Source organism: Streptomyces sp. NPDC088400 (assembly GCF_044753355.1).
Taxonomy (GTDB): Bacteria; Actinomycetota; Actinomycetes; order Streptomycetales; family Streptomycetaceae; genus Streptomyces.
This window is the reverse complement of the sequence record NZ_JBIVMZ010000009.1, coordinates 1-20431: the sequence shown is the minus strand read 5'-3', so window position 1 is coordinate 20431 and position 20431 is coordinate 1. Positions and strand designations below refer to the sequence as shown.

Below are 20431 nucleotides of genomic sequence, written 5' to 3'. Positions count from 1 at the left end.
CACGCCACCCCGCTGTCAGGCCTCGCACGGCGCCACCATCACTCGGATAGGTGAATTCGCCGTTCCGTGAGCCGAGCCCGCACCGGCCTTGCGACGGCCCCCGGACGGCCCGTAAAAGATGCCCCACCAGAAGTTACTGCCCGGTATCCGAGCCGGGCGGGCAGAGCAGAACGGGGGCGATCTGCATGAACACGACCGATAACGCCACTCCCCTCGGCGCCGCGACGGACCAGGCAGCGGCCAGGACCATCGCCACGGCCGGGACCACCACGGCGGGCAGGACCACCGCCGCCAGGACCACCACGAGCAGGAGCACCACCGTCGGCACCACCGCCGTGGACAGGCCGGTCGTCCCGGCCCGGCCCCCGGTCCGGCCGCCGTCCCGGCGCGATCAGCGCAGGCCCGGCACCGTACGCCCGCAGCGGCGCCCGCAGATCCCTCCGCACGAACTCTTCGCGGAGCGCCTGCTGGCCGTCCTCAGCGGCCAGAAGCCCGTGCACTGGATGCTCGGCCAGACCGTCGGGGACGCGTACGAACAACTCGTCCGCCTCGCACCCGGCACCCCGCTGAGGGCGAGAGGCGTACGCCCCGTGATCCACACGTGCCGCGCCTTCCAGCCGAGGACCGGCGTGGTGGAGGCCTCCGCCAGCGTCGCCGCGGGCGAGCAGCTGCGCGCCATGGCCTTCCGCCTGGAGCAGAGCGCCGATCTGCGGTGGCGCTGCGCGGCGGTCGAGCTCGGCGGCGAGCGCGTCACCGCCGGGACATGAGCACGGCGCGGGACATGAGCACAGGGCGGGACACGAGTACGGGGCGGGACACGAGTACGGGCCAGGGCACGCACGGCGAAAGTGCGCGCCCCGGCCCGTACCGGGATCAGCCGGTCCCGCTGGACCGGCCGGTCCTACTTCTTGCGACGACCGCCCTTCTGCGCCTTACGGCGCTCGGCACGCGTCATCCCGTCCGACGTGGAGCGCGTCGGGCCGTCCGCGCTCTGGAAGTCGCCCTCGACGATGCCGCCCTCCCCGTCCACCGTGGGAGCGGAGAAGTGCAGCCGGTCGGGCCGCTGCGGAGCGTCGAGCCCCTTCGCGCGGATCTCCGGCCGGGAGGCACCCGCGGGGACCGCGTCCTCCTTGGTAAGCGACGTGCGCTCGGCCGAGTCCTGCACCGGGACTTCCTCGACCTGCTGCTCGACCTGAACCTCCAGGTTGAACAGGTAGCCGACGGACTCCTCCTTGATGCCCTCCATCATGGCGTTGAACATGTCGAAGCCCTCGCGCTGGTACTCGACCAGCGGGTCCTTCTGCGCCATCGCCCGGAGGCCGATGCCCTCCTGGAGGTAGTCCATCTCGTAGAGGTGTTCGCGCCACTTGCGGTCCAGGACGGACAGCACCACACGCCGCTCCAGCTCACGCATGATGTCCGCGCCGAGCTGGTTCTCCCGGTCCTCGTACTGCTCGTAGATGTCGTCCTTGATCGACTCCGCGATGAACTCGGACGTGATCCCGGCGCGGTCGCCCGTGGCGTCCTCCAGCTCCTCGACCGTGACCTTCGTCGGGTAGAGCTGCTTGAAGGCACCCCACAGCCGGTCCAGGTCCCACTCCTCGGCGAAGCCCTCGACGGTCTCCGCCTGGATGTACGCCTCGATGGTGTCGTCCATGAAGTGACGCACCTGCTCCTGGAGGTCCTCGCCCTCCAGGACGCGGCGGCGCTCGCCGTAGATGACCTCACGCTGCCGGTTGAGGACCTCGTCGTACTTCAGGACGTTCTTACGCGTCTCGAAGTTCTGGACCTCGACCTGCGACTGGGCGGACGCGATCGCGCGGGTCACCATCTTGTTCTCGATGGGAACGTCGTCCGGCACGTTGGCCATCGCCATCACGCGCTCGACCATCTGGGCCTTGAACAGCCGCATCAGGTCGTCGCCGAGCGACAGGTAGAAGCGGGACTCGCCCGGGTCGCCCTGACGTCCGGAACGGCCTCGCAGCTGGTTGTCGATACGGCGCGACTCGTGCCGCTCGGTGCCCAGGACGTAGAGCCCGCCGAGGTCCTTGACCTCCTCGAACTCCGCCTTGACCGCCTGCTCGGCCCGCTCCAGAGCGGCCGGCAGGGCCGCCGCCCACTCCTCGACATGCTCGACGGGGTCCAGGCCGCGCTGCCGCAGCTCGGCCTCCGCCAGGTCGTCGGGGTTGCCGCCGAGCTTGATGTCCGTACCACGCCCGGCCATGTTGGTGGCGACGGTAACGGCACCCTTGCGGCCGGCCTGGGCGACGATCGTCGCCTCCCGGTCGTGCTGCTTCGCGTTGAGCACCTCGTGCTGGACACCGCGCTTGTTGAGCTGCTGCGAGAGGTACTCGGACTTCTCGACCGAGGTGGTGCCGACCAGGATCGGCTGCCCCTTCTCGTGCTTCTCCGCGATGTCGTCGACGACCGCCGCGAACTTGGCGACCTCGGTGCGGTAGATCAGGTCGGACTGGTCCACACGGACCATCGGCCGGTTCGTCGGGATCGGCACGACGCCCAGCTTGTAGATCTGGTGGAACTCGGCGGCCTCGGTCATGGCCGTACCGGTCATACCGGAGAGCTTGCCGTAGAGGCGGAAGAAGTTCTGGAGGGTGATCGTGGCAAGGGTCTGGTTCTCGTCCTTGATGTCCACCCCTTCCTTCGCCTCGATCGCCTGGTGCATGCCCTCGTTGTAGCGGCGGCCGGCGAGGATACGGCCGGTGTGCTCGTCGACGATCATGACTTCGCCGTCGATGACGACGTAGTCCTTGTCGTTCTTGAACAGCTCCTTGGCCTTGATGGCGTTGTTCAGATAACCGACGAGCGGCGTGTTCACCGACTCGTACAGGTTGTCGATACCCAGCCAGTCCTCGACCTTGGAGACACCGGGCTCATGGATGGCCACGGTGCGCTTCTTCTCGTCGACCTCGTAGTCGCCGGTCTCCTCGATGCCCTTGAGCTGGTTGCCCGCCTCGCCCCTGGTCAGCCGGGTGACCAGCTTGGCGAAGTCGCCGTACCACTTGGTGGCCTGGTCGGCGGGGCCGGAGATGATCAGCGGCGTACGGGCCTCGTCCACGAGGATCGAGTCGACCTCGTCGACGATGGCGTAGTTGTGGCCGCGCTGGACCAGCTCTTCCTGGGACCACGCCATGTTGTCGCGCAGGTAGTCGAAGCCGAACTCGTTGTTCGTCCCGTACGTGATGTCACAGGCGTACTGCTCGCGGCGCTGCGCGGGCGACATGTTCGCCAGGATGCAGCCGACCTCGAGGTCCAGGAACTTGTGGACGCGGCCCATCATCTCGGAGTCGCGCTCGGCCAGGTAGTCGTTCACCGTGATCAGGTGGACGCCCTTGCCGGACAGCGCGTTGAGGTACGCGGGCAGCGTGCCGACGAGGGTCTTGCCCTCACCGGTCTTCATCTCGGCGACATAGCCGAGGTGCAGCGCGGCGCCGCCCATCAACTGGACGTCGTAGTGGCGCTGGCCGAGGACCCGCTTGGCCGCCTCACGGACGGTCGCGAAGGCCTCGGGGAGCAGGTCGTCCAGGCTCTCACCGTCGGCGTACCGCTCTTTGTACTCGGCGGTGAGCGCCTTCAACTCGGCGTCGGAGAGAGAGACGAAGTCCTCTTCGATGGAGTTGACCTGGTCCGCGATGCGGTGCAGTTTGCGCAGGATCTTGCCTTCGCCTGCACGCATGAGCTTGTTGAAGACGGACACTGAGGTTGGTCTCCTTGCCGGTCGGGCCTGGCACGTGGGTCGTGTACGGACACGGGCGCGGGCACGGCAGGCGGGCCCCACCGCAACGGCCATCGTAAGCGAGGACTCGGCCGCGCCGGGAGGGCTGCCGTCACGCAGGCCTGCTGTTACCCGTAAAGAGAACGCGCGGGACCCTCGGAAGGTGCCGGTGAGACCCGAAAAGCACTCGTGACGAAGGCACCCCCTCGACAGAATCCCGGCATGGAACCCGTCATACTCACGACCGGCCGCCTGCGGCTGCGCGCCCTGACACCCGCCGACACCGACGACGTCAACGCGGCCTGCCAGGATCCGGACATCCAGCGCTGGACGACGATCCCCTCTCCGTACGAACGCCGGCACGCGGAGGAGTTCATCAAACTGCTGGCCCCGGCCGGATGGCGGAACGGCACGGAGTACACCTTCGGTGTACAGCGGCGCGAGGGCGGCCCGGTGATCGCCGCGGTCAGCCTGCACCACCCGCGTTCCGGCACCTGGGAAGTCGGCTACTGGACCGCGAAGGAGCACCGGGGCCTCGGCTACATGACGGAGGTCGTGACGGCGGTGGCCCGCTTCGCCTTCACGACGCTGGGCGCGCTGCGGCTGGAGTGGCGTGCCGAGGTCGGCAACGCGGGTTCCCGCGCTCTGGCCGAGAAGGCCGGTTTCGCGGTGGAGGGCGTCCTGCGCGCCGGTCTGCTCAACAAGGGCATCCTGCGCGACTGCTGGATCGGTGCGCTGCTCCCGTCCGATCTGGGGCTGCCGACCGCCTGTCCTTATCTGCCGGCCCCGCCGCGGGACATCGCCGCCGGGCCCCGGGAAGCACCTGGCCGGACCTGACTGTCAGTGCCGCCGTCTATCGTGCGGACCATGACGACTGTGCCGCCCGCCACCACCGAACTGTCCCCCGACGAGGCCCGCCGGATAGCTCTGCGCGCCCAGGGATTCCTCGGCGCCCCGGACCGGCGTGGAGGAGTGCGGGGCGTGCTGCGCCACCTCGGCGCGGTCCAGCTGGACACGATCTCGGTGCTGGCGCGGTCGCACGAGCTGATTCCGTACGCACGGCTGGGCGCCGTCGGCCGTAAGACGGTCGAGGACGCCTACTGGACCCCTTCGGCGCCCGCGGGCGCGCCGCCCTCGCGGCCGCACGCCTTCGAGTACTGGTCGCACGCGGCCTGCGTGCTGCCCATCGAGGAGTGGCCGCACTTCGCCTTCCGCCGCCGCGCCTACCGGGCCCGCCCGCACTGGTACCACGAGCTGGCGGACGGGACCTACGACGCGGTGATCAAGCAGCTGCGGGCGGAAGGCCCCCTGACCGCCACGGAGCTGGGCGGTGCCAAGAACGGCGGGCTGTGGTGGGACTGGTCGGAGGCGAAGGTCGCCGTCGAGCGCGCGCTGATGTACGGCGAGGTCGTGTGCACCGGGCGGCGCAGCTGGAAGCGGGTCTACGACTTGGCGGAGCGCGCCATTCCCGGCGATCTCCTGCATGACGACCTGGATGACACGGAGTGCCTGCGCCGGCTCGTGCGGCTCGCGGGCCGCTCGCTGGGCGTCGGCACGCGCGCCGATATCGCGGACTACCACCGGCTCAAGGGTGAGCAGGTCGACGCGGTGATCGCGGACTCGGGGCTGGTGCCGGTGACGGTCGCGGGATGGGGGAAGCCCGCCTGGGCCGATCCGGAGGCGCTGGCGACCGTCCCGCGCGGGCGGCACCGTACGACACTGCTGTCGCCCTTCGATTCCCTCGTCTGGGAGCGGGCCCGGACCGAGCGGATATTCGGCTTCGCCCACCGGCTGGAGGCGTACGTTCCCAAGCCGAAGCGGGTGTACGGCTACTTCGCGATGCCCCTGCTGTCCGGCGGCAGGCTGCTGGGCCGCGTCGACCCGGCGCGCGAGGGGAAGACGCTGGTGGCCAAGCAGGTGTCCCTGGAGACCTCGAAGGGCGTGCTCCCGATGGCGCAGGCGCTGCGCGAGGCGGCGGAGTGGGTCGGCTGCTCGGACGTACGGGTGGAGCGGGTCGACGCGCCCGACCTGCGCGGACCCCTGACCGAGGCGCTCGCCGCGGGCTGAGTGGGCACGCGGCGGGGCAAGGGCGGGGCGGGCCGTGCTGCCGCAGGGCTCAGGCCACAGACCCCGGACCGGCCACAGACCCCGGGCAGGGCGGGGCAGCGGACGTGCAGGGCCGGTCAGCGGATCTCGAGGATCTTCTCCCGCATCGCGTAGACCACGGCTTCCATCCGGGAGTGCAGCTGGAGCTTCTCCAGGATGTTGCGGACGTGGTTCTTCACGGTGTTCTCGGAGATGAACAACTCCTTGGCGATGTCACGGTTGTTCATCCCCGTGGCCACCAGCTTGAGGACCTCCAGCTCGCGGTCGGTGAGACGCGGCGCCGGGACGAGTCTGCGCTCGTCGGTGCGCTGGATCATCGACTTGAACTCGGTCAGCAGCTTGGACGCCATGGACGGGCTGATCTGTGACTGGCCGTCGGCCACGGCGCGGATCGCGGTGGACACCTCGTCGGTGGAGATCTCCTTGAGGAGATAGCCGGTGGCGCCCGCCTTGATCGCGTCGTAGAGGTCGGCCTCCTCGTCGCTGATCGTCAGCATGATGATCTTGGCGCTGGGGGCCACCTCCTTGATGGAGGTGCAGGCCTCGATACCCCCGCGCCTGGGCATCCGTACGTCCATCAGCACGATGTCCGGGAGCAGGTCGGCGGCCTTGTCGACGGCCTCGGCGCCGTCGCCGGCCTCCCCGACGACCTCGATGTCCTCCTCCTGTGCCAGGACGATCTCCAGCCCACGGCGGAAGAGCGCGTGGTCGTCCACGACCAGGACCCGGATCGGCTCCTTGCGGGAGCCCTCCGGCTCCATGTCGGTGTCGGACCGGCCGCCGCCGACCATCTGGCCGGCATCGCCCGCGCGGTGCACCGGTCCGAAGCTGTCCGACATCGTTCCTCCCCCTGATGGCCGTGGCCCGAGAATTCATGAGAGCCCGCCAACCGCAGCCCGCAGACCAGTTGTTGGCTTGCGACCCCATGATTTCATGCCGGGAGGGTGGAACGGTGATCCTTGCGCAGACACGATGGTGCCCCTGAGGGCACAAAGGTCTCTCAGGGGCTCCACCGGAGCATGGATCTCAGCCGAATTCCGGCCCGTATTCAGCCATGACCCCGCCGTGTACCGGGCGGATCTCAGCCGCCGAGGGCGCCTCCGGCGCCACCCGCTTCGGAGTCGGCCAAGGGATCTGTCCTGAGGTGGATGACGCCGTAGTCGTAGGCATGACGCCGGTAGACCACGCTGGGTTCCTTGGAATCGGAATCGACGAACAGATAGAAGTCGTGACCGACCAGCTCCATCTCGTAGAGCGCCTGATCGAGTGTCATCGGTGCGGCGACGTGGTTCTTCTCACGGACCACCAGCGGTCCTTCGCCCTGCACCCGGAGCGAGCCGACCATCGTGGTGGGGACGGCGTCGGCGGCCGCCTCCTGCGCCGCGGTCTCGCCGGTCGAGTTCAACTGGGCCACGCCAGGAACCACATCGACGACCTCGGCTGCCGACAACCGCCCGTTGCCCCGGCGGTCGTGGCGCTTGTCGTGCTGCTTGCGCAGCCGCGCCTCCAGCTTTCCGGTGGCCAGGTCGAGCGCCGCGTACGGATCGGCGGCCGCCGCCTCCGCACGGATCACGGGGCCACGGGAATGGAGCGTGATCTCCACCCGGTCGCACCTGTCGGCCTGACGCGGATTGTGTTCCTTGGACACCTCGACGTCGAGGCTGATCACCTTGCCGTCGAGCTTCTGGATCTTGTCCAGCTTCAGCTTCTCGGCCACGTGCTTGCGGAACCGCTCCGGCACCTCTGTCTTGCGGCCCTTGACGACGATGTCCACGCAGAACTCCGTTCCCGGATCACTCCGCCTCGCTGCGGAGTTACTCCCTGTTGCACCAGACCCCAGTTGGTCACCAGGGCCTCGGACTTGGCGACTTTCACCTCCTCCTCCCCCGTCGGCGCGCTCTCATCCCTCCAGCTTTCGAGGTTTTGAAAAAGCGCCGAAGCACACCAGCCCATTCGCTGAGTCACGGCTTCCGCCATTCCTCATAACCGAACATAGCCCTCCCGGGCCGTTGTCGGCACCCGCTACCGGCACGTACCTCTGTTCAGCTGATTTTCTTCCCTCTTTACCTGCAACGATGCGGGCTCCCGGTCAGTTCCGGTTTATTTCGAAAGAGAGCGGCGGAGCGGCGACAACTGCCGCACTCACCTGTACGAATCCGGGAATGCCCGGCCCTGTCGCGGCACGCAGTGCCCGCGCCGCCTCGACGAGCGAGGCGCCCGTTGTCATGAGATCGTCCACCAGCACCACCCGGCCGCCCTCCAGCAGCCGCGCGCCCCCGACCGGGACCTCCAGGGCCCCCGACAGATTCGCCAGCCTCTGGCGGGCGCCGAGGCCCGCCTGATCGGCCACCGCACGCCGCTGCCGTAACAACGGCAGAACCCGGCACGGCCTGCCTGTACGCCGCAACTCACCGGCTGCGGCCAGCGCGATCCGGCGAGCGGCGTCATGCCCGCGCGCCCCGACCGCACGCCGCGTGGACGGCACCGGTACGAGCAGCAGCGGCCCGACGCTCGTACCCGGCGGCGCGGCGGCCTGCACGGCCCCTCCCAGGGCCCGGCCCAGCGGCCCCGCGAGGCCGAGCGCGCCGCGCTCCTTGTGCGCCAGCAGCACGGCCCGTACCGCGTCTTCGTACGGCGCCGCCGCGTGGACCGTCGGCAGCCCCACCGGCTCGGGCGCCGGACGCACCCGGCAGGGCCACGTGCCGTACAACGCCCGGCCGCAGTCCTCGCACAACGGCGTCCTGGGGCTGCCGCAGCCGCCACAGGCAGCCGGCAGAACCAGGCCGGTGATCTCCCGCCACCACCCGCGCATGGGAATCACTGTGCCAACGACGGAGGCACCCGGCCACCCCTGTGGACAACTCGTCCGGGCAAAGGTCCGGGCAAGCCCCCGCGCAGAGCCCGCACCGGCCCGTGCCCCGAGCCCTCGCCGGAAGGACCGGGGTGTCCCGGGTGCGTCCAGGCCGTCCGGAAGTGCTCCCGTCAGCCGGGGTAGACCGGCGACGAGCCCACCTCGACCATCGTCTGCCAGTTCGCCCCGCTCGGCAGCCGTACGATCCCCGCGTCCTGCGACGCGGCCACCAGCGGCTGCCGGTCGTCGTCCGCCGCCGCGATCGCCGTCACCTGGTTCACCCCGGGCAGCACGCCCGCGGCCGAGGTCGACCCGTCGGCCTGGATGTAGCGCACCTGCTGCACCCCACCGGCCTCCTTGCCGACCACCACCAAGCGACTGGGCCCCGCCCAGGACACCGCGGTCACCGTCTCCAGCTGCGGGGCCGCCGACTGGAGTTCGGCCACGGACACCGTCGGTCCGGCCGGGGAACTGTGCCACTCCACCCGCCCGATCCGCAGCGTGGTCCGCCCCTCCTTCGACAGCAGCAGCGCGATCCGGACACCGTCCGCCGAGACCCGCAGCCCCTTGATCCGCGCCCCTTCCAGTCCGTCGACCGTGACGGTCTCCGGGGTGCCGGTGCCCTCCTCGAACCGCAACAGGCGCGGCTCGGCGGGATCACGGTCCGCGACCCACAGATCGCCGCGCCCGTCCCAGCTCGGCGCTGTCAGCCGGTCGTCCTTCCCCGGGCCGTTACTGGACACCAGCGGATCGCCCAGCTCGCCGTCCGAGAGGATGGACGACACGTAGAGCGACTTGGCGTCCTCCGTGACACCCGCCGCGTGCTTCTCGTCGCGTGCCACCCCGACCGTTCCGAGCTTCACGTCGCCGTTGCCGAACGGCCCGATCACGGGTGTCCGTTCGGCCTCCTCGTCGCCGTCGGCCCGCAACAGCGACAGCTGTCCCTGGTCGTCGACGAAATACGGATTGTCGGGACGGCCGGTGGTGCGGTCGGGCGCGAACTCCTCGGCCTGGTCGCCGCTGAGCACACAGAGCGAGGACCCGTCCGCCAGCAGCTCGACCTGCCCGACCGGGGTCGACGTCAGATCCCGCAGCGTGAAGAGCAGCTGCGCCGCCATCTTCCGGCACTGCGTACGCCCCGCCTTCGACGCCTTCTCGTTCAGCGGTACCTTCAGCGCGTTCCGGTCGTCGAACTCCAGTGTTCTGGTGCCCTTCTCGAGCGCCGTCCCGGCGGGGAAGGGGGAGTCGACCGCCGTCCTCAGCCAGCGCGTCGGCCCGTCCAGCAGTACCTTCACCGCCTGGGTGACCGGGTCCATCCGGGTCGTGGGATCTATCCGCTGACGGACATAGACGGGATCGGCGACCAGCCAGTTCTCGCCGGAGGCGAAGTAGTACTTGTTCACCGAACGGTAGTTCCGCTGGAAGTCGGACTCACCGAGCACCAGCCCCTGCGGCAGGCTGTCGATGCGCCACTCCTTGCCGTCCGCCCCGTTGCTCTGCTGCACCAGGTGGATGGTGCCGTTGTACGAGGAGGGCTCGGCCGGATGGTAGGCGTGCGTGGCGTCCACATCGGCGATCCGGTCGCCGTACAGCGGATACGTGCGTCCAGGGCCGTCGGCTCCCGCCGGATCCCTGGGGCCCGCGGGGTCGGGCGCGGCGCGCAGCACCGTCGTACCGGCCCCCGGCTCCCAGTAGTCGGACGCCGCCTTCGTGAGGTACTTCCTGGCCATCGCGAAGTCCGGGTCGTCACTGGTCATGGCCTCCAGGAAGCCGTCGACGATCTCGTCGGGCTCGGCCTTCTCACGCGGCGGCACGGCATAGACCCGCACCTGGGACTCACCGGCGGGCGATGCCTTGACCGGCTCCACCTCGCCGCTGTCCGGGACGGAGGCGCACCCGGTCAGCAGCAGGGCAAAAGTCCCCAGCAGTACGGTCAGCGCTGTTGGCCTCTTCACCGCCGGCCTCTTCACCGCACCCCCCTGGCCGTACCGACGGCGGTCAGCGCCCACGTATCGTGTCCTCCCGCTCCGGAGCCTCATGTGCTGTGTCGTTGGTCTCCCGGTCGGGGGGCCGCTCGCCGGCGGGACGCGACACCACCCGGGCGCCGCTGCCCGGCAGCGCGGCCGGGTCCACCGCGGCCGCTGCACGGGACGAGGCGGGCGCAGCGGGCGGTGCGGCCAGCGCGGAGCCGGCCACCCCCGGCTGCACGGGCACGCTCGCCAACCGGTGCGCGCTCTCCTTGAGCTCCTGCGCTCCGGCGCTCTCCCGGTTGCGCCGGGAGTCCTCGGGCTCCAGCGGTATGGGCGAACCGCGCAAGGCCTCGTCCGCCGTACGCGGCAGGGTCAGCCGGAACTGGGAGCCCCCGCCCGGCTCGCCCCACGCCTGCAGCCAGCCTCCGTGCAGCCTCGCGTCCTCGACGGCGATCGACAGCCCGAGGCCGGTGCCCCCGGTGGTACGGGCACGGGCCGGATCCGCCCGCCAGAAGCGGTTGAACACCCGGGTCGCCTCGCCGGGCTTGAGCCCCACACCGTAGTCGCGCACGGCGACCGCGACGGCCCCGCCCGCCACACCCATCCGTACGACGACATCCTTGCCCTCACCGTGCTCCACGGCGTTGACGACCAGGTTGCGCAGCACTCGCTCGACCCGGCGGGCGTCGGCCTCCGCCACCACGGGCTGCTCGTCCCCGACGACCCGGATCCGGCTGCCCTTGCGCTCGGCCAGCGGCTCGGCGCCGCCGATCACCCGGCGTACGACCTCACGCAGGTCTATCGGCTCGGCCTCCAGCGCCGCCGCGCCCGCGTCGAAGCGGCTGATCTCCAGGAGATCCGCCAGCAGTGACTCGAAGCGGTCGAGCTGGTCGCCGAGCAGTTCGGCCGAGCGTGCCGTCACGGGATCGAAGTCGCTGCGCGCCTCATGGATGACGTCGGCGGCCATCCGCACGGTCGTCAGCGGCGTGCGCAGTTCGTGCGAGACGTCGGAGACGAAGCGCCGCTGCATCCTGGAGAGCTCCTCCAGCTGCTGGATCTTGAGCTGGAGGTTCTGCGCCATCTTGTTGAAGGCCTCGCCGAGCCGGGCGATGTCGTCCTCGCCGGTGACCTTCATCCGCTCCTGTAGACGGCCGGTGGAGAGCCGCTCGGCGATCCCCGCTGCCATCCGTACGGGGGTCACGACCTGCCGCACCACCAGCCAGGCGATGGCCCCGAGCAGTACGACCACGAAGACCCCGGCCGTGGCGAGTGTGCCCTTGACCAGGTTGAGCGACTGCTCCTCCTGGGTCAGCGGGAAGAGGTAGTAGAGCTCGTACGCGTAACCGTCGACGTCGTTCAGCCGCTTGCCGACGATCAGCCCCGGCTCCGGATCGCGGTCCTCGGTGGCACCGGTGTACGTGATCTTGGCGTATCTCTCGTACGGCCCGGTGCCCTGCGCGACCGCGGTCCGCAGATCCGCCGGGACGCTGGCGAAATCCACTCCGCCCGAGACCCGGGGCGCCCGGCTGGTGGCGTCATCCGAATCGGGACTCAGCGCCACCACGTTGAAGGCGCCCGGACCGCCACTGGCGAGCTGCTCGACAAGGTCGGACCGCCAGTTGACGGAGTTGCTCCCCGGCCTGCCGCTCGTCCCGTCGCCGTCCCGGCCGCCGAGCGCGGCCGGTGCGTCGGCCTTCTCCTTCGCGACGGTGAATCCGCCGGCCGCCTGGCTCTGCGCCGCCTTCTCCTTGGCGTCGAGCAGGCCGTTGCGTACCTGGCCTATGACGACGAACCCGAGGAGCAGCACGACACCGAGCGACATCAGCAGCGTCGCCGCGACGACCCGCAGCTGGATGTTCCGCCGCCACAGCCGCACGGCGGGCAGCAGCGGACGTCTCACCCAGCGCACCAGAAGCCGCAGCACCGGCCCGCCCGGCGAGCCGTCCTGAAGCAGCCGGCCGCTCTGGAACAGGCGGCCGAACCTCACGAGCGCACGCCCCGGCCCGGCAGCCCGCCCCGCACGGACTCCCGGCTCACCGGGCTTCGGAGCAGCGCTGCCGCCGGACACGTCAGCTCGGTCCTGCCTTGTAACCGACACCGCGGACGGTCACCACGATCTCCGGCCGCTCCGGGTCCTGCTCGACCTTGGAGCGCAGCCGCTGGACATGCACATTGACCAGCCGGGTGTCCGCCGCGTGCCGGTAGCCCCAGACCTGCTCCAGGAGCACCTCGCGGGTGAACACCTGCCACGGTTTGCGGGCCAGCGCGACCAGAAGATCGAACTCGAGCGGTGTCAGGGCGATCGACTGCCCGTCCCGCTTCACCGAGTGACCCGCCACGTCGATGACCAGGTCACCTATGGCCAGCTGCTCCGGCGCCGGCTCCTCCGACCTGCGCAGCCGTGCCCTGATGCGAGCCACCAGCTCCTTGGGCTTGAACGGCTTGACGATGTAGTCGTCGGCCCCGGACTCCAGCCCGACCACCACATCGACCGTGTCACTCTTGGCCGTGAGCATGACAATAGGCACGCCGGATTCGGCCCTGATGAGCCGACACACCTCGATGCCGTCCCGGCCGGGCAGCATGAGATCCAGCAACACCAGATCCGGCTTGGCCTCACGGAAGGCGGCTAGCGCCTTGTCACCGTCCGCCACGAACGACGGCTCGAAACCTTCACCACGCAGCACAATGCCGAGCATCTCGGCCAGTGCGGTGTCGTCATCGACGACAAGGACGCGTCCCTTCATATCGACATCATCCCATTAGCTCATCGTTACCTGGGCGTGACCTGGCACACAACTCCGCGATTCCGTCCCTGGTCACCGGGGACAGCACGCCAAATTCGGTGACGATCGCCGTCACCAGTTCCGGGGGTGTGACGTCGAAGGCCGGGTTGTACGCCTGCGTTCCCAGCGGCGCCACCGGCACCCCGCCTCCCGCCTCCGCTCCCGCCGCGGCGGCCCCCGGCGCCACGAGTTCGGTCACCTCCTGCCCCGGCCGCTGCTCCACCTCGATCGAAGCCCCGTCCGGGGTGTTCAGGTCGACCGTCGTCGTGGGGGCGACCACGACGAAGGGCACATGGTGGTACTTGGCCAGTACGGCGAGCGGATAACTCCCCACCTTGTTCGCCACCGAGCCGTCAGCGGCGATCCGGTCGGCCCCGATCAGAACGGCGTCCACCTCCCCCGCCGCGAAGAGCGAACCAGCCGCGTTGTCCGTGAGCAATGTGTACGCCATCCCGTTACGAGCCGCCTCATACGCTGTCAGCCGGGCGCCCTGAAGGAGCGGACGCGTTTCGTCCACCCACAGACGCCGTAGCCGGCCGGCCCGGTGAGCCGACAGCGCCACGGCGAACGCGGTGCCCTCCCCGCCCGAGACAAGCGCCCCGGTATTGCAGTGAGTCAGGATCCGGTGGCTGCCACCCGGCAGCAGTTCATCGAGGAGCGTAAGCCCAAACTCAGCCATCTGCGTGCTGGCCTCGGCGTCTTCCCGGTGCAGCCGCCTCGCTTCGGCGAGCGCCACAGCCGCCGCCTGCTCGGGACCTGCCCCACTCTTTACAGCCGCCCGGTACGCGTCACGGGCCCGCAGCACCCCGTATCCCAGGTTCACCGCGGTGGGCCGCGCCCGGGCCAACTGCTCCGCCGCGTCCTCCACGTCGTAGCCCCGCGCCGCGGCGAGCGCCACCCCGTAGGCGCCGGCGACACCCAGCAGCGGAGCCCCCCGAACCGCCAGCGTCCGGATCGCGAGCACCAGAGCGGGAACATCGGTGCAGACCCGCTCGGCCTCCTCGGCCGGAAGCCGCGTCTGGTCGAGAAGTACCAGTACGGGCCCTTCCGGTGGTTCGTCCCAGCGGATCGAAGGAAGCATGGACGGCTCCACGCCGAACGGCGTTTGTGCGTGCTCATCAGCCATCCGCTCAGTCTGCCCGTTGCGGCACGGACAATGAAGGCGAGGACGGAGACGAGAAGGAGATACGGCCCCCGGTCCACCAGGACGCGGCGCGTGGCACGATGGCTGCCAGCCTGCCGCTCCGCTCCGCGGACAGGCGCCGCTGAAGCGCCGGCTCGCCGAGCAGGCCGCCTAACCAATCCACGAGGTGGACGACCGTGAACGACACTCCGGGCTGGGCCTCGCCCGGATCTGCCCCGTCCGACGGCCAGGACGCCACCGTGCCCAGGCCCGCCGAGCCCGCCGACGACACCGGTTCCTCCTCGAAGTGGTCCAGCGCCCAGCCCCCGGCAGGGCAGTGGTCCCCGCCGAGCGCCCCCGGCGCCGGGCCCTCCGCGCCCCGGACCGCACCGGGCTGGGGCGGCCCCGCCCAAGGCGGCGGACCGGGCCACGGCTGGGGGCGGCCGCCCGCAGCCAAGCCGGGTGTGATCCCGCTCCGCCCGTTGGGTGTCGGCGAGATCCTCGATGGCTCCGTGTCCACTCTGCGCGCGCACTGGCGCACGGTGCTGGGCATCAGCCTCGTCGTCGCCGTGATCTCCCAGATCGGCGACATACTCGTCCAGCGCTACCTCCTCCCCCAGCCGGTCGAGGTCGATCCCAACGCCGACCCCTCGGAAGCGCTCCGTCAGGCTCTCGACTCTGCACAGTCGAGCCTGATCGCCCTGGCCCCGTCGCTCGTCATCACGATCATCGGCACGCTCTTCACCACAGCGGTACTCACCATGGTGATCAGCCGGTCTGTGCTGGGACGCTCCGTCACACTCCCGGAGGCGTGGAACGAGGCCCGTCCCCGGCTTCCCCAACTGCTGGGCCTGACCCTGCTGCTGCCGCTGATGAGCCTGGTCATCATGACCGCCGGTATTCTCCCCGGCGTGCTGGTGGGGTCCGACGCAGGCGTCGCGCTCTCTCTTCTCGGCGGGCTGGCCGCCTTCGCCGTCATCCTCTGGCTGATGATCCGCTTCAGCCTCGCCTCTCCCGCGCTCATGCTCGAACGGCAGGGCGTACTGGCCTCCATGCGCCGCTCCGCCAAGCTCGTGCGAGACGCCTGGTGGCGGACCTTCGGCGTCCTGGCCCTCACCCTGCTGCTGACCTTCCTGGTCTCGCTGGTCATCGGTGTACCGTTCGGCCTGATCGCCGCAGCGGTGGACAGTGACGGCCTCGGCGGACTGCTCACCGGCAGCGTCCCGGACTTCGGCTGGCCCTACCTGATCATCACCGGCATCGGCACGGTGATCGCCTCCGCGATCACCTACCCGATCTCCGCCGGCGTGACCGTCCTCCTCTACGTGGACCAGCGCATCCGCCGCGAGGCTCTCGACCTCGAACTGGCGCGAGCCGCGGGCGTACCGGGCTACGGCTCCGACCAGCCGGGCTACGACACGTCCGGGAACTGATGCCGTGACCATCACGGGGGGAGCGACGACACGGCTGCTGATCCGGGCAGCCGACGACATACCCGTGGACACGCCCCGCGTCCCCGCCCGTGAAGCGGCGGAGCGGGAACTGTCCGAGCCCATGTACCACGAGCACGATCCGAACCTCCTCCAGCGCGCACTCGACAGCTTCTGGGAGTGGATCGGCAAGCTCTTCGACTCCGTCTCCGGCGCGGCCCCCGGCGGTCCACTCGGCCTCGCCGTCATCGCTCTGATCGTCGTGGTCCTCATCGCCGCCCTGTGGTGGCGGCTGGGCACACCCCAGCGCATACCCCGCACGGCGGAAACGCTCTTCGCCGACGGCCCCCGCAGCGCAGCTGAGCACCGCGCCACCGCCGAGGACCACGCCACCGCCGGCCACTGGAACCAGGCCGTCCAGGAACGGATGCGTGCCATCGTCCGCTCCCTGGAGGAACGCGCCCTGCTCGACCCGCGCCCCGGCCGTACCGCCGACGAAGCCGCCGACGAAGCCGGGCGCCCGCTCCCCGGCCACGCGGACCGACTGCGCACGGCCGCCAGGGAGTTCGACGACGTCACATACGGAGGCCGCACCGCGGAGCAGCGGACATACCTGCTCCTGTGCGAGCTCGACATCGACCTCGAGCATGCGAAACCGCACCTGAGCACCACATCCGGGGGAACCGCCGAGTGACCTCCACGATCAGCCCCACTTCGGTCTCCCCCACCGCCCACCAGGTGTGGACACGGGGCCGCGGACTGCTCCTCGCGCTCCTGATCCTCGTGGCGGCCGGCATCACCCTGGCCACTGTTCGCTCCGGGGACCAGCACGGCCGCCTGGACCCGCGGTCCGCCGACCGGTACGGCAGCCGCGCCACCGCCGAGCTGCTCAGGAACAGCGGAGTCTCCGTCGACGTCGTCACCACACTGGACGAAGCCACAGCGACAACCGGCTCCGACACCACTCTCCTGGTCACCAACCCCAACCTGTTGACGCCGGATCAGCAGCGCTCCTTGCGCGCCGCGACGGCCCCCTCGGGTGGCCGCACCGTCCTGCTCGCCCCCGGCCCGCCTTCCATGGACGTACTGGCCCCCGGCGTGCGTACGAGCACCCCCGCACCGGTCTCGGCACGAGCCCCTCGCTGTTCCCTGCCCGCCGCCGACCGCGCGGGCACTGTCGACATCGGTGGCGAACGGTACGTCACCAACGCACCCAGCACCGACGCCTGCTACACGAGCGACGGCATGCCGACCCTGCTCAGAATCACGAACACCGACTCGGACACCGACTCGGGTACGAGCACGGCCACAGACGCCGGTGACACTGTCCTGCTCGGCTCGCCCGACCTTCTGTACAACGACCGCCTCGACAAGCAGGGCAACGCGTCGCTGGCCCTGCAACTCCTCGGCTCCCGGGCTCATCTCGTCTGGTACCTCCCTTCACTCAGTGATCCCTCCGCTTCCAAGGGCAGCGGTGACGACGGTGGTGGTGACAGCGGCTTCCTCGCTCTGATCCCTTCCGGCTGGCTCTGGGGCACCTTCCAGCTCTTCCTCGCCACGGTGCTCGCCGCTGTCTGGCGTGCCCGCAGGCTGGGGCCTCTCGTGCCCGAACGGCTCCCCGTCGCCGTCCGGGCCTCGGAATCCGCCGAAGGCCGCGCCCGCCTCTACCGCAAGGTGAACGCCCGGGACCGTGCCGCGTCCGTCCTCCGCTCGGCGACCCGCGACCGGCTCGCGTCTCTTCTCGGCGTCCCTCCCACCAAGATCCACAGTCCCGAAACGCTGATCCCCGCCGTCTCCGCCCAACTCCCGGACACCACGCAGGACCTACACACCCTGCTCTTCGGCCCGACCCCGGACGACGACGCCGCTCTCATCCGCCTGGCGGATCAACTCGACGTCCTCGAAAGAGAGGTACGCACCTCATGAGTGCCCCGACCACAGAGACCGCTGAGAACTCGGACAACGCCCGCGCTTCCCTGGAAGCCCTGCGTGCCGAGATCGCGAAGGCGGTGGTCGGCCAGGACCCCGCCGTCACCGGGCTGGTGGTCGCCCTCCTCTGCCGCGGCCATGTGCTCCTCGAAGGGGTACCCGGCGTCGCCAAGACCCTCCTCGTACGAGCGCTGGCCGCATCACTCGAACTCGGCACCAAGCGCGTCCAGTTCACCCCTGACCTGATGCCGAGTGACATCACCGGCTCTCTGGTCTATGACGCCAGAACCGCAGAGTTCTCCTTCCAGCCCGGTCCCGTGTTCACCAATCTGCTGCTGGCCGACGAGATCAACCGCACGCCACCCAAGACCCAGTCGTCGCTTCTGGAAGCGATGGAGGAACGCCAGGTCACGGTCGACGGCACTCCGCGCCCGCTGCCCGATCCGTTCCTGGTGGCGGCCACTCAGAATCCGGTCGAGTACGAAGGCACTTATCCCCTTCCCGAAGCCCAGCTCGACCGCTTCCTCCTCAAACTGACCGTGCCGCTGCCGTCCCGCGAGGACGAGGTCAACGTCCTGACCCGCCACGCGGAAGGCTTCGACCCGCGCGACCTCCAGGCCGCGGGGGTACGGCCCGTAGCCGGGCCGGCCGACCTGGAAGCAGCACGAAATGCCGTCGCCAAGACATCCGTCTCGCCCGAGATCGCGGGCTATGTCGTCGATATCTGCCGTGCCACTCGTGAATCCCCCTCACTCGCGCTCGGCGTCTCCCCTCGAGGAGCCACCGCCCTGCTTTCCACCGCCCGTGCCTGGGCCTGGCTCACCGGCCGGGACTATGTCATCCCGGACGATGTGAAAGCCCTGGCCCTCCCCACACTCCGTCATCGCGTCCAACTCAGGCCCGAGGCCGAGATGGAGGGAGTCACAGCCGACTCCATCATCACCACGACCCTCGCCCACGTCCCCGTACCCCGATGAGACGGTGAACCGTGGCCCTCACCGGACGAACCGCACTCCTCGCCGCCCTCGGCTCTCTCCCCGTCGGATTCTTCGCCCCCAGTTGGGCGGGAATCCTTGCTGTCAACGCGCCACTCTCACTAGCAATTCTGTGCGACTACGCCCTGGCTGCACCAGTGCGAACGCTCCAATTCACCCGAAGTGGTGATACTTCAGTTCGACTTGGTGAGAGCGCCGAAGTCCACCTCACCGTCACCAACCCGTCGGGACGCCGTCTCCACGCCCAACTCCGCGACGCCTGGCCGCCCAGCAGTTGGCTCGCCGGCACCGAACAGGCCGCATCCCGGCACAAGGTGAGCATCCCCGCAGGGGAGCGCCGCAGGCTCACCACGCTCCTCCGCCCCACCCGCCGCGGCGACCGGCACGCGGAACGTGTCACGGTGCGCTCGTTCGGGCCGATGGGTCTGGCCGCCCGCCAGGGCAATCACGAGGTGCCCTGGACTCTGCGCGTCCTGCCGCCTTTCACGAGCCGCAAGCACCTGCCGTCCCGGCTTGCCCGGCTACGGGAGCTCGACGGCCGTACCAGCGTGCTGACTCGTGGCGAAGGAACCGAGTTCGACAGCCTCCGCGCGTACGTGCCCGGCGACGACACCCGGTCCATCGACTGGCGGGCCACCGCGCGCCAGTCGACCGTCGCCGTACGGACTTGGCGCCCCGAACGCGACCGGCACATTCTTGTCGTACTCGATACCGGCCGTACATCGGCCGGGCGGGTCGGCGACGTCCCCCGTCTCGACGCGGCCATGGACGCCACGCTCCTGCTCACCGCGCTCGCCGCACGCGCCGGTGACCGAGTGAGCCTCCTTGCCTACGACCGCCGCATTCGCGTCCAGGTCCAGGGCCGTACGGCAGGTGATGTCCTGCCCGCCATGGTCAACGCCCTCGCCCCACTCGAACCGGAGCTTGTGGAGACGGACGCGCGAGGCCTCGGCGCGGCCGCGCTCAAGAACGCACCGCGCCGGTCCCTCATCGTCCTGATCACCAGTCTCGACGCGGCTCCTGTGGAGGAAGGGCTCCTTCCCGTCCTCCCGCGACTCACTCAACGCCACACAGTCCTCGTGGCTTCGGTCGCTGATCCTCATGCCGAGGCAATGAGCACAGGCCGTGGCACAGTGGACGCGGTCTACGAGGCAGCTGCAGGCTCCCAGGCACAGACTCAGCGGCGCCGCACGGCAGAAAAGCTGCAACGTCATGGCGTCACGGTCGTGGATGCCACCCCGGAAAAACTGGCTCCGGCCCTCGCCGACGCCTATCTCGCGTTGAAAGCCGCAGGACGCCTCTAAGGACGGGGTGGTCGCCGAACCGAGCCGGCTACCACCCCCGATCAACGCTGAAACGGGGGTTGTTCGTGGCCGGATGAACAGGAAACGGGAAATGGGTTGTGAACGCAGAAATGCCCCGCACCATGACTGGTGCGGGGCATTCCCACAATAATTGTTCGGCGGCGTCCTACTCTCCCACAGGGTCCCCCCTGCAGTACCATCGGC

General features: G+C 69.8%; 16 protein-coding genes. 8 read left to right on the top strand and 8 right to left on the bottom strand.

Going from position 1 to position 20431, the window contains the following annotated elements:
• Nucleotides 1–335 precede the first annotated feature (335 nt).
• Nucleotides 336–767: an Rv3235 family protein gene (locus ACIQD6_RS22680; protein ID WP_401885553.1), complete on the top strand. Its 432-nt coding sequence runs from the start codon at nt 336–338 to the stop codon at nt 765–767.
• Nucleotides 768–901: 134 nt separating this feature from the next.
• Here the strand turns inward: ACIQD6_RS22680 and secA are convergent, their stop codons facing one another.
• Entirely contained in the window at nt 902–3715 is a 2814-nt protein-coding gene (secA, locus tag ACIQD6_RS22675; RefSeq protein ID WP_401885020.1) for a preprotein translocase subunit SecA, read from the bottom strand.
• A gap of 240 nt (nt 3716–3955) precedes the next feature.
• Between secA and ACIQD6_RS22670 the strand changes: the two genes are divergently transcribed.
• Nucleotides 3956–4570 (top strand): GNAT family N-acetyltransferase, encoded by a 615-nt coding sequence (locus ACIQD6_RS22670; protein WP_401885019.1) that lies wholly within the window; start codon nt 3956–3958, stop codon nt 4568–4570.
• A gap of 30 nt (nt 4571–4600) precedes the next feature.
• Entirely contained in the window at nt 4601–5800 is a 1200-nt protein-coding gene (locus ACIQD6_RS22665) for a winged helix-turn-helix domain-containing protein (protein WP_401885018.1), read from the top strand.
• Between the two features lie 116 nt (nt 5801–5916).
• Here ACIQD6_RS22665 and ACIQD6_RS22660 read toward each other — a convergent pair whose 3' ends face one another.
• From ACIQD6_RS22660 to mtnA, 7 genes are all read right to left on the bottom strand, one after another.
• Nucleotides 5917–6678 carry a response regulator gene (locus ACIQD6_RS22660; protein ID WP_401885016.1) on the bottom strand — a complete coding sequence of 254 codons (762 nt, stop codon included), beginning with the start codon at nt 6676–6678 and terminating at the stop codon, nt 5917–5919.
• A gap of 242 nt (nt 6679–6920) precedes the next feature.
• Nucleotides 6921–7613, bottom strand: coding sequence for a ribosome hibernation-promoting factor, HPF/YfiA family (gene hpf, locus ACIQD6_RS22655; RefSeq protein ID WP_401885015.1), 693 nt, complete (start codon nt 7611–7613; stop codon nt 6921–6923).
• Between the two features lie 315 nt (nt 7614–7928).
• Entirely contained in the window at nt 7929–8651 is a 723-nt protein-coding gene (locus ACIQD6_RS22650; protein ID WP_401885014.1) for a ComF family protein, read from the bottom strand.
• Nucleotides 8652–8821: 170 nt separating this feature from the next.
• Complete coding sequence (locus ACIQD6_RS22645) at nt 8822–10699, bottom strand: LpqB family beta-propeller domain-containing protein (RefSeq protein WP_401885013.1); 1878 nt, start codon at nt 10697–10699, stop codon at nt 8822–8824.
• On the bottom strand, nt 10689–12728 hold the full coding sequence (gene mtrB, locus ACIQD6_RS22640) for an MtrAB system histidine kinase MtrB (RefSeq protein WP_401885011.1): 2040 nt from the start codon (nt 12726–12728) through the stop codon (nt 10689–10691). The genes ACIQD6_RS22645 and mtrB overlap by 11 nt, the downstream gene beginning before the upstream one ends.
• 1 nt (nt 12729) lies before the next feature.
• Entirely contained in the window at nt 12730–13407 is a 678-nt protein-coding gene (gene mtrA / locus ACIQD6_RS22635; RefSeq protein WP_401885010.1) for a two-component system response regulator MtrA, read from the bottom strand.
• A gap of 7 nt (nt 13408–13414) precedes the next feature.
• A complete protein-coding gene (mtnA, locus tag ACIQD6_RS22630; protein WP_401885009.1) occupies nt 13415–14572 on the bottom strand; it encodes an S-methyl-5-thioribose-1-phosphate isomerase in 1158 nt (385 codons plus the stop codon).
• A 194-nt stretch (nt 14573–14766) separates the two neighbouring features.
• Here mtnA and ACIQD6_RS22625 point away from each other — a divergent pair, with 194 nt between their 5' ends.
• Genes ACIQD6_RS22625 through ACIQD6_RS22605 form a run of 5 tightly spaced genes read left to right on the top strand, consistent with a single transcriptional unit; the run spans nt 14767 to nt 20227 of the window.
• A complete protein-coding gene (locus ACIQD6_RS22625; RefSeq protein WP_401885008.1) occupies nt 14767–16002 on the top strand; it encodes a glycerophosphoryl diester phosphodiesterase membrane domain-containing protein in 1236 nt (411 codons plus the stop codon).
• A gap of 4 nt (nt 16003–16006) precedes the next feature.
• On the top strand, nt 16007–16693 hold the full coding sequence (locus ACIQD6_RS22620) for a DUF4129 domain-containing protein (RefSeq protein WP_401885006.1): 687 nt from the start codon (nt 16007–16009) through the stop codon (nt 16691–16693).
• Nucleotides 16690–17925, top strand: coding sequence for a DUF4350 domain-containing protein (locus ACIQD6_RS22615; RefSeq protein WP_401885005.1), 1236 nt, complete (start codon nt 16690–16692; stop codon nt 17923–17925). The genes ACIQD6_RS22620 and ACIQD6_RS22615 overlap by 4 nt, the downstream gene beginning before the upstream one ends.
• Nucleotides 17922–18905: an AAA family ATPase gene (locus ACIQD6_RS22610; RefSeq protein ID WP_401885004.1), complete on the top strand. Its 984-nt coding sequence runs from the start codon at nt 17922–17924 to the stop codon at nt 18903–18905. The genes ACIQD6_RS22615 and ACIQD6_RS22610 overlap by 4 nt, the downstream gene beginning before the upstream one ends.
• An 11-nt stretch (nt 18906–18916) precedes the next feature.
• Complete coding sequence (locus ACIQD6_RS22605) at nt 18917–20227, top strand: DUF58 domain-containing protein (protein WP_401885002.1); 1311 nt, start codon at nt 18917–18919, stop codon at nt 20225–20227.
• Nucleotides 20228–20431 lie beyond the last annotated feature (204 nt).

Bases quoted from the DNA above. Each gene is read 5' to 3' on its own strand.
- ACIQD6_RS22670 (WP_401885019.1), top strand. From the start codon at position 3,956: ATGGAACCCGTCATACTCACGACCGGCCGCCTGCGGCTGCGCGCCCTG.
- ACIQD6_RS22610 (WP_401885004.1), top strand. From the start codon at position 17,922: ATGAGTGCCCCGACCACAGAGACCGCTGAGAACTCGGACAACGCCCGC.
- ACIQD6_RS22665 (WP_401885018.1), top strand. From the start codon at position 4,601: ATGACGACTGTGCCGCCCGCCACCACCGAACTGTCCCCCGACGAGGCC.
- mtrA (WP_401885010.1), bottom strand. From the start codon at position 13,407: ATGAAGGGACGCGTCCTTGTCGTCGATGACGACACCGCACTGGCCGAG.
- ACIQD6_RS22660 (WP_401885016.1), bottom strand. From the start codon at position 6,678: ATGTCGGACAGCTTCGGACCGGTGCACCGCGCGGGCGATGCCGGCCAG.
- mtnA (WP_401885009.1), bottom strand. From the start codon at position 14,572: ATGGCTGATGAGCACGCACAAACGCCGTTCGGCGTGGAGCCGTCCATG.
- ACIQD6_RS22650 (WP_401885014.1), bottom strand. From the start codon at position 8,651: ATGCGCGGGTGGTGGCGGGAGATCACCGGCCTGGTTCTGCCGGCTGCC.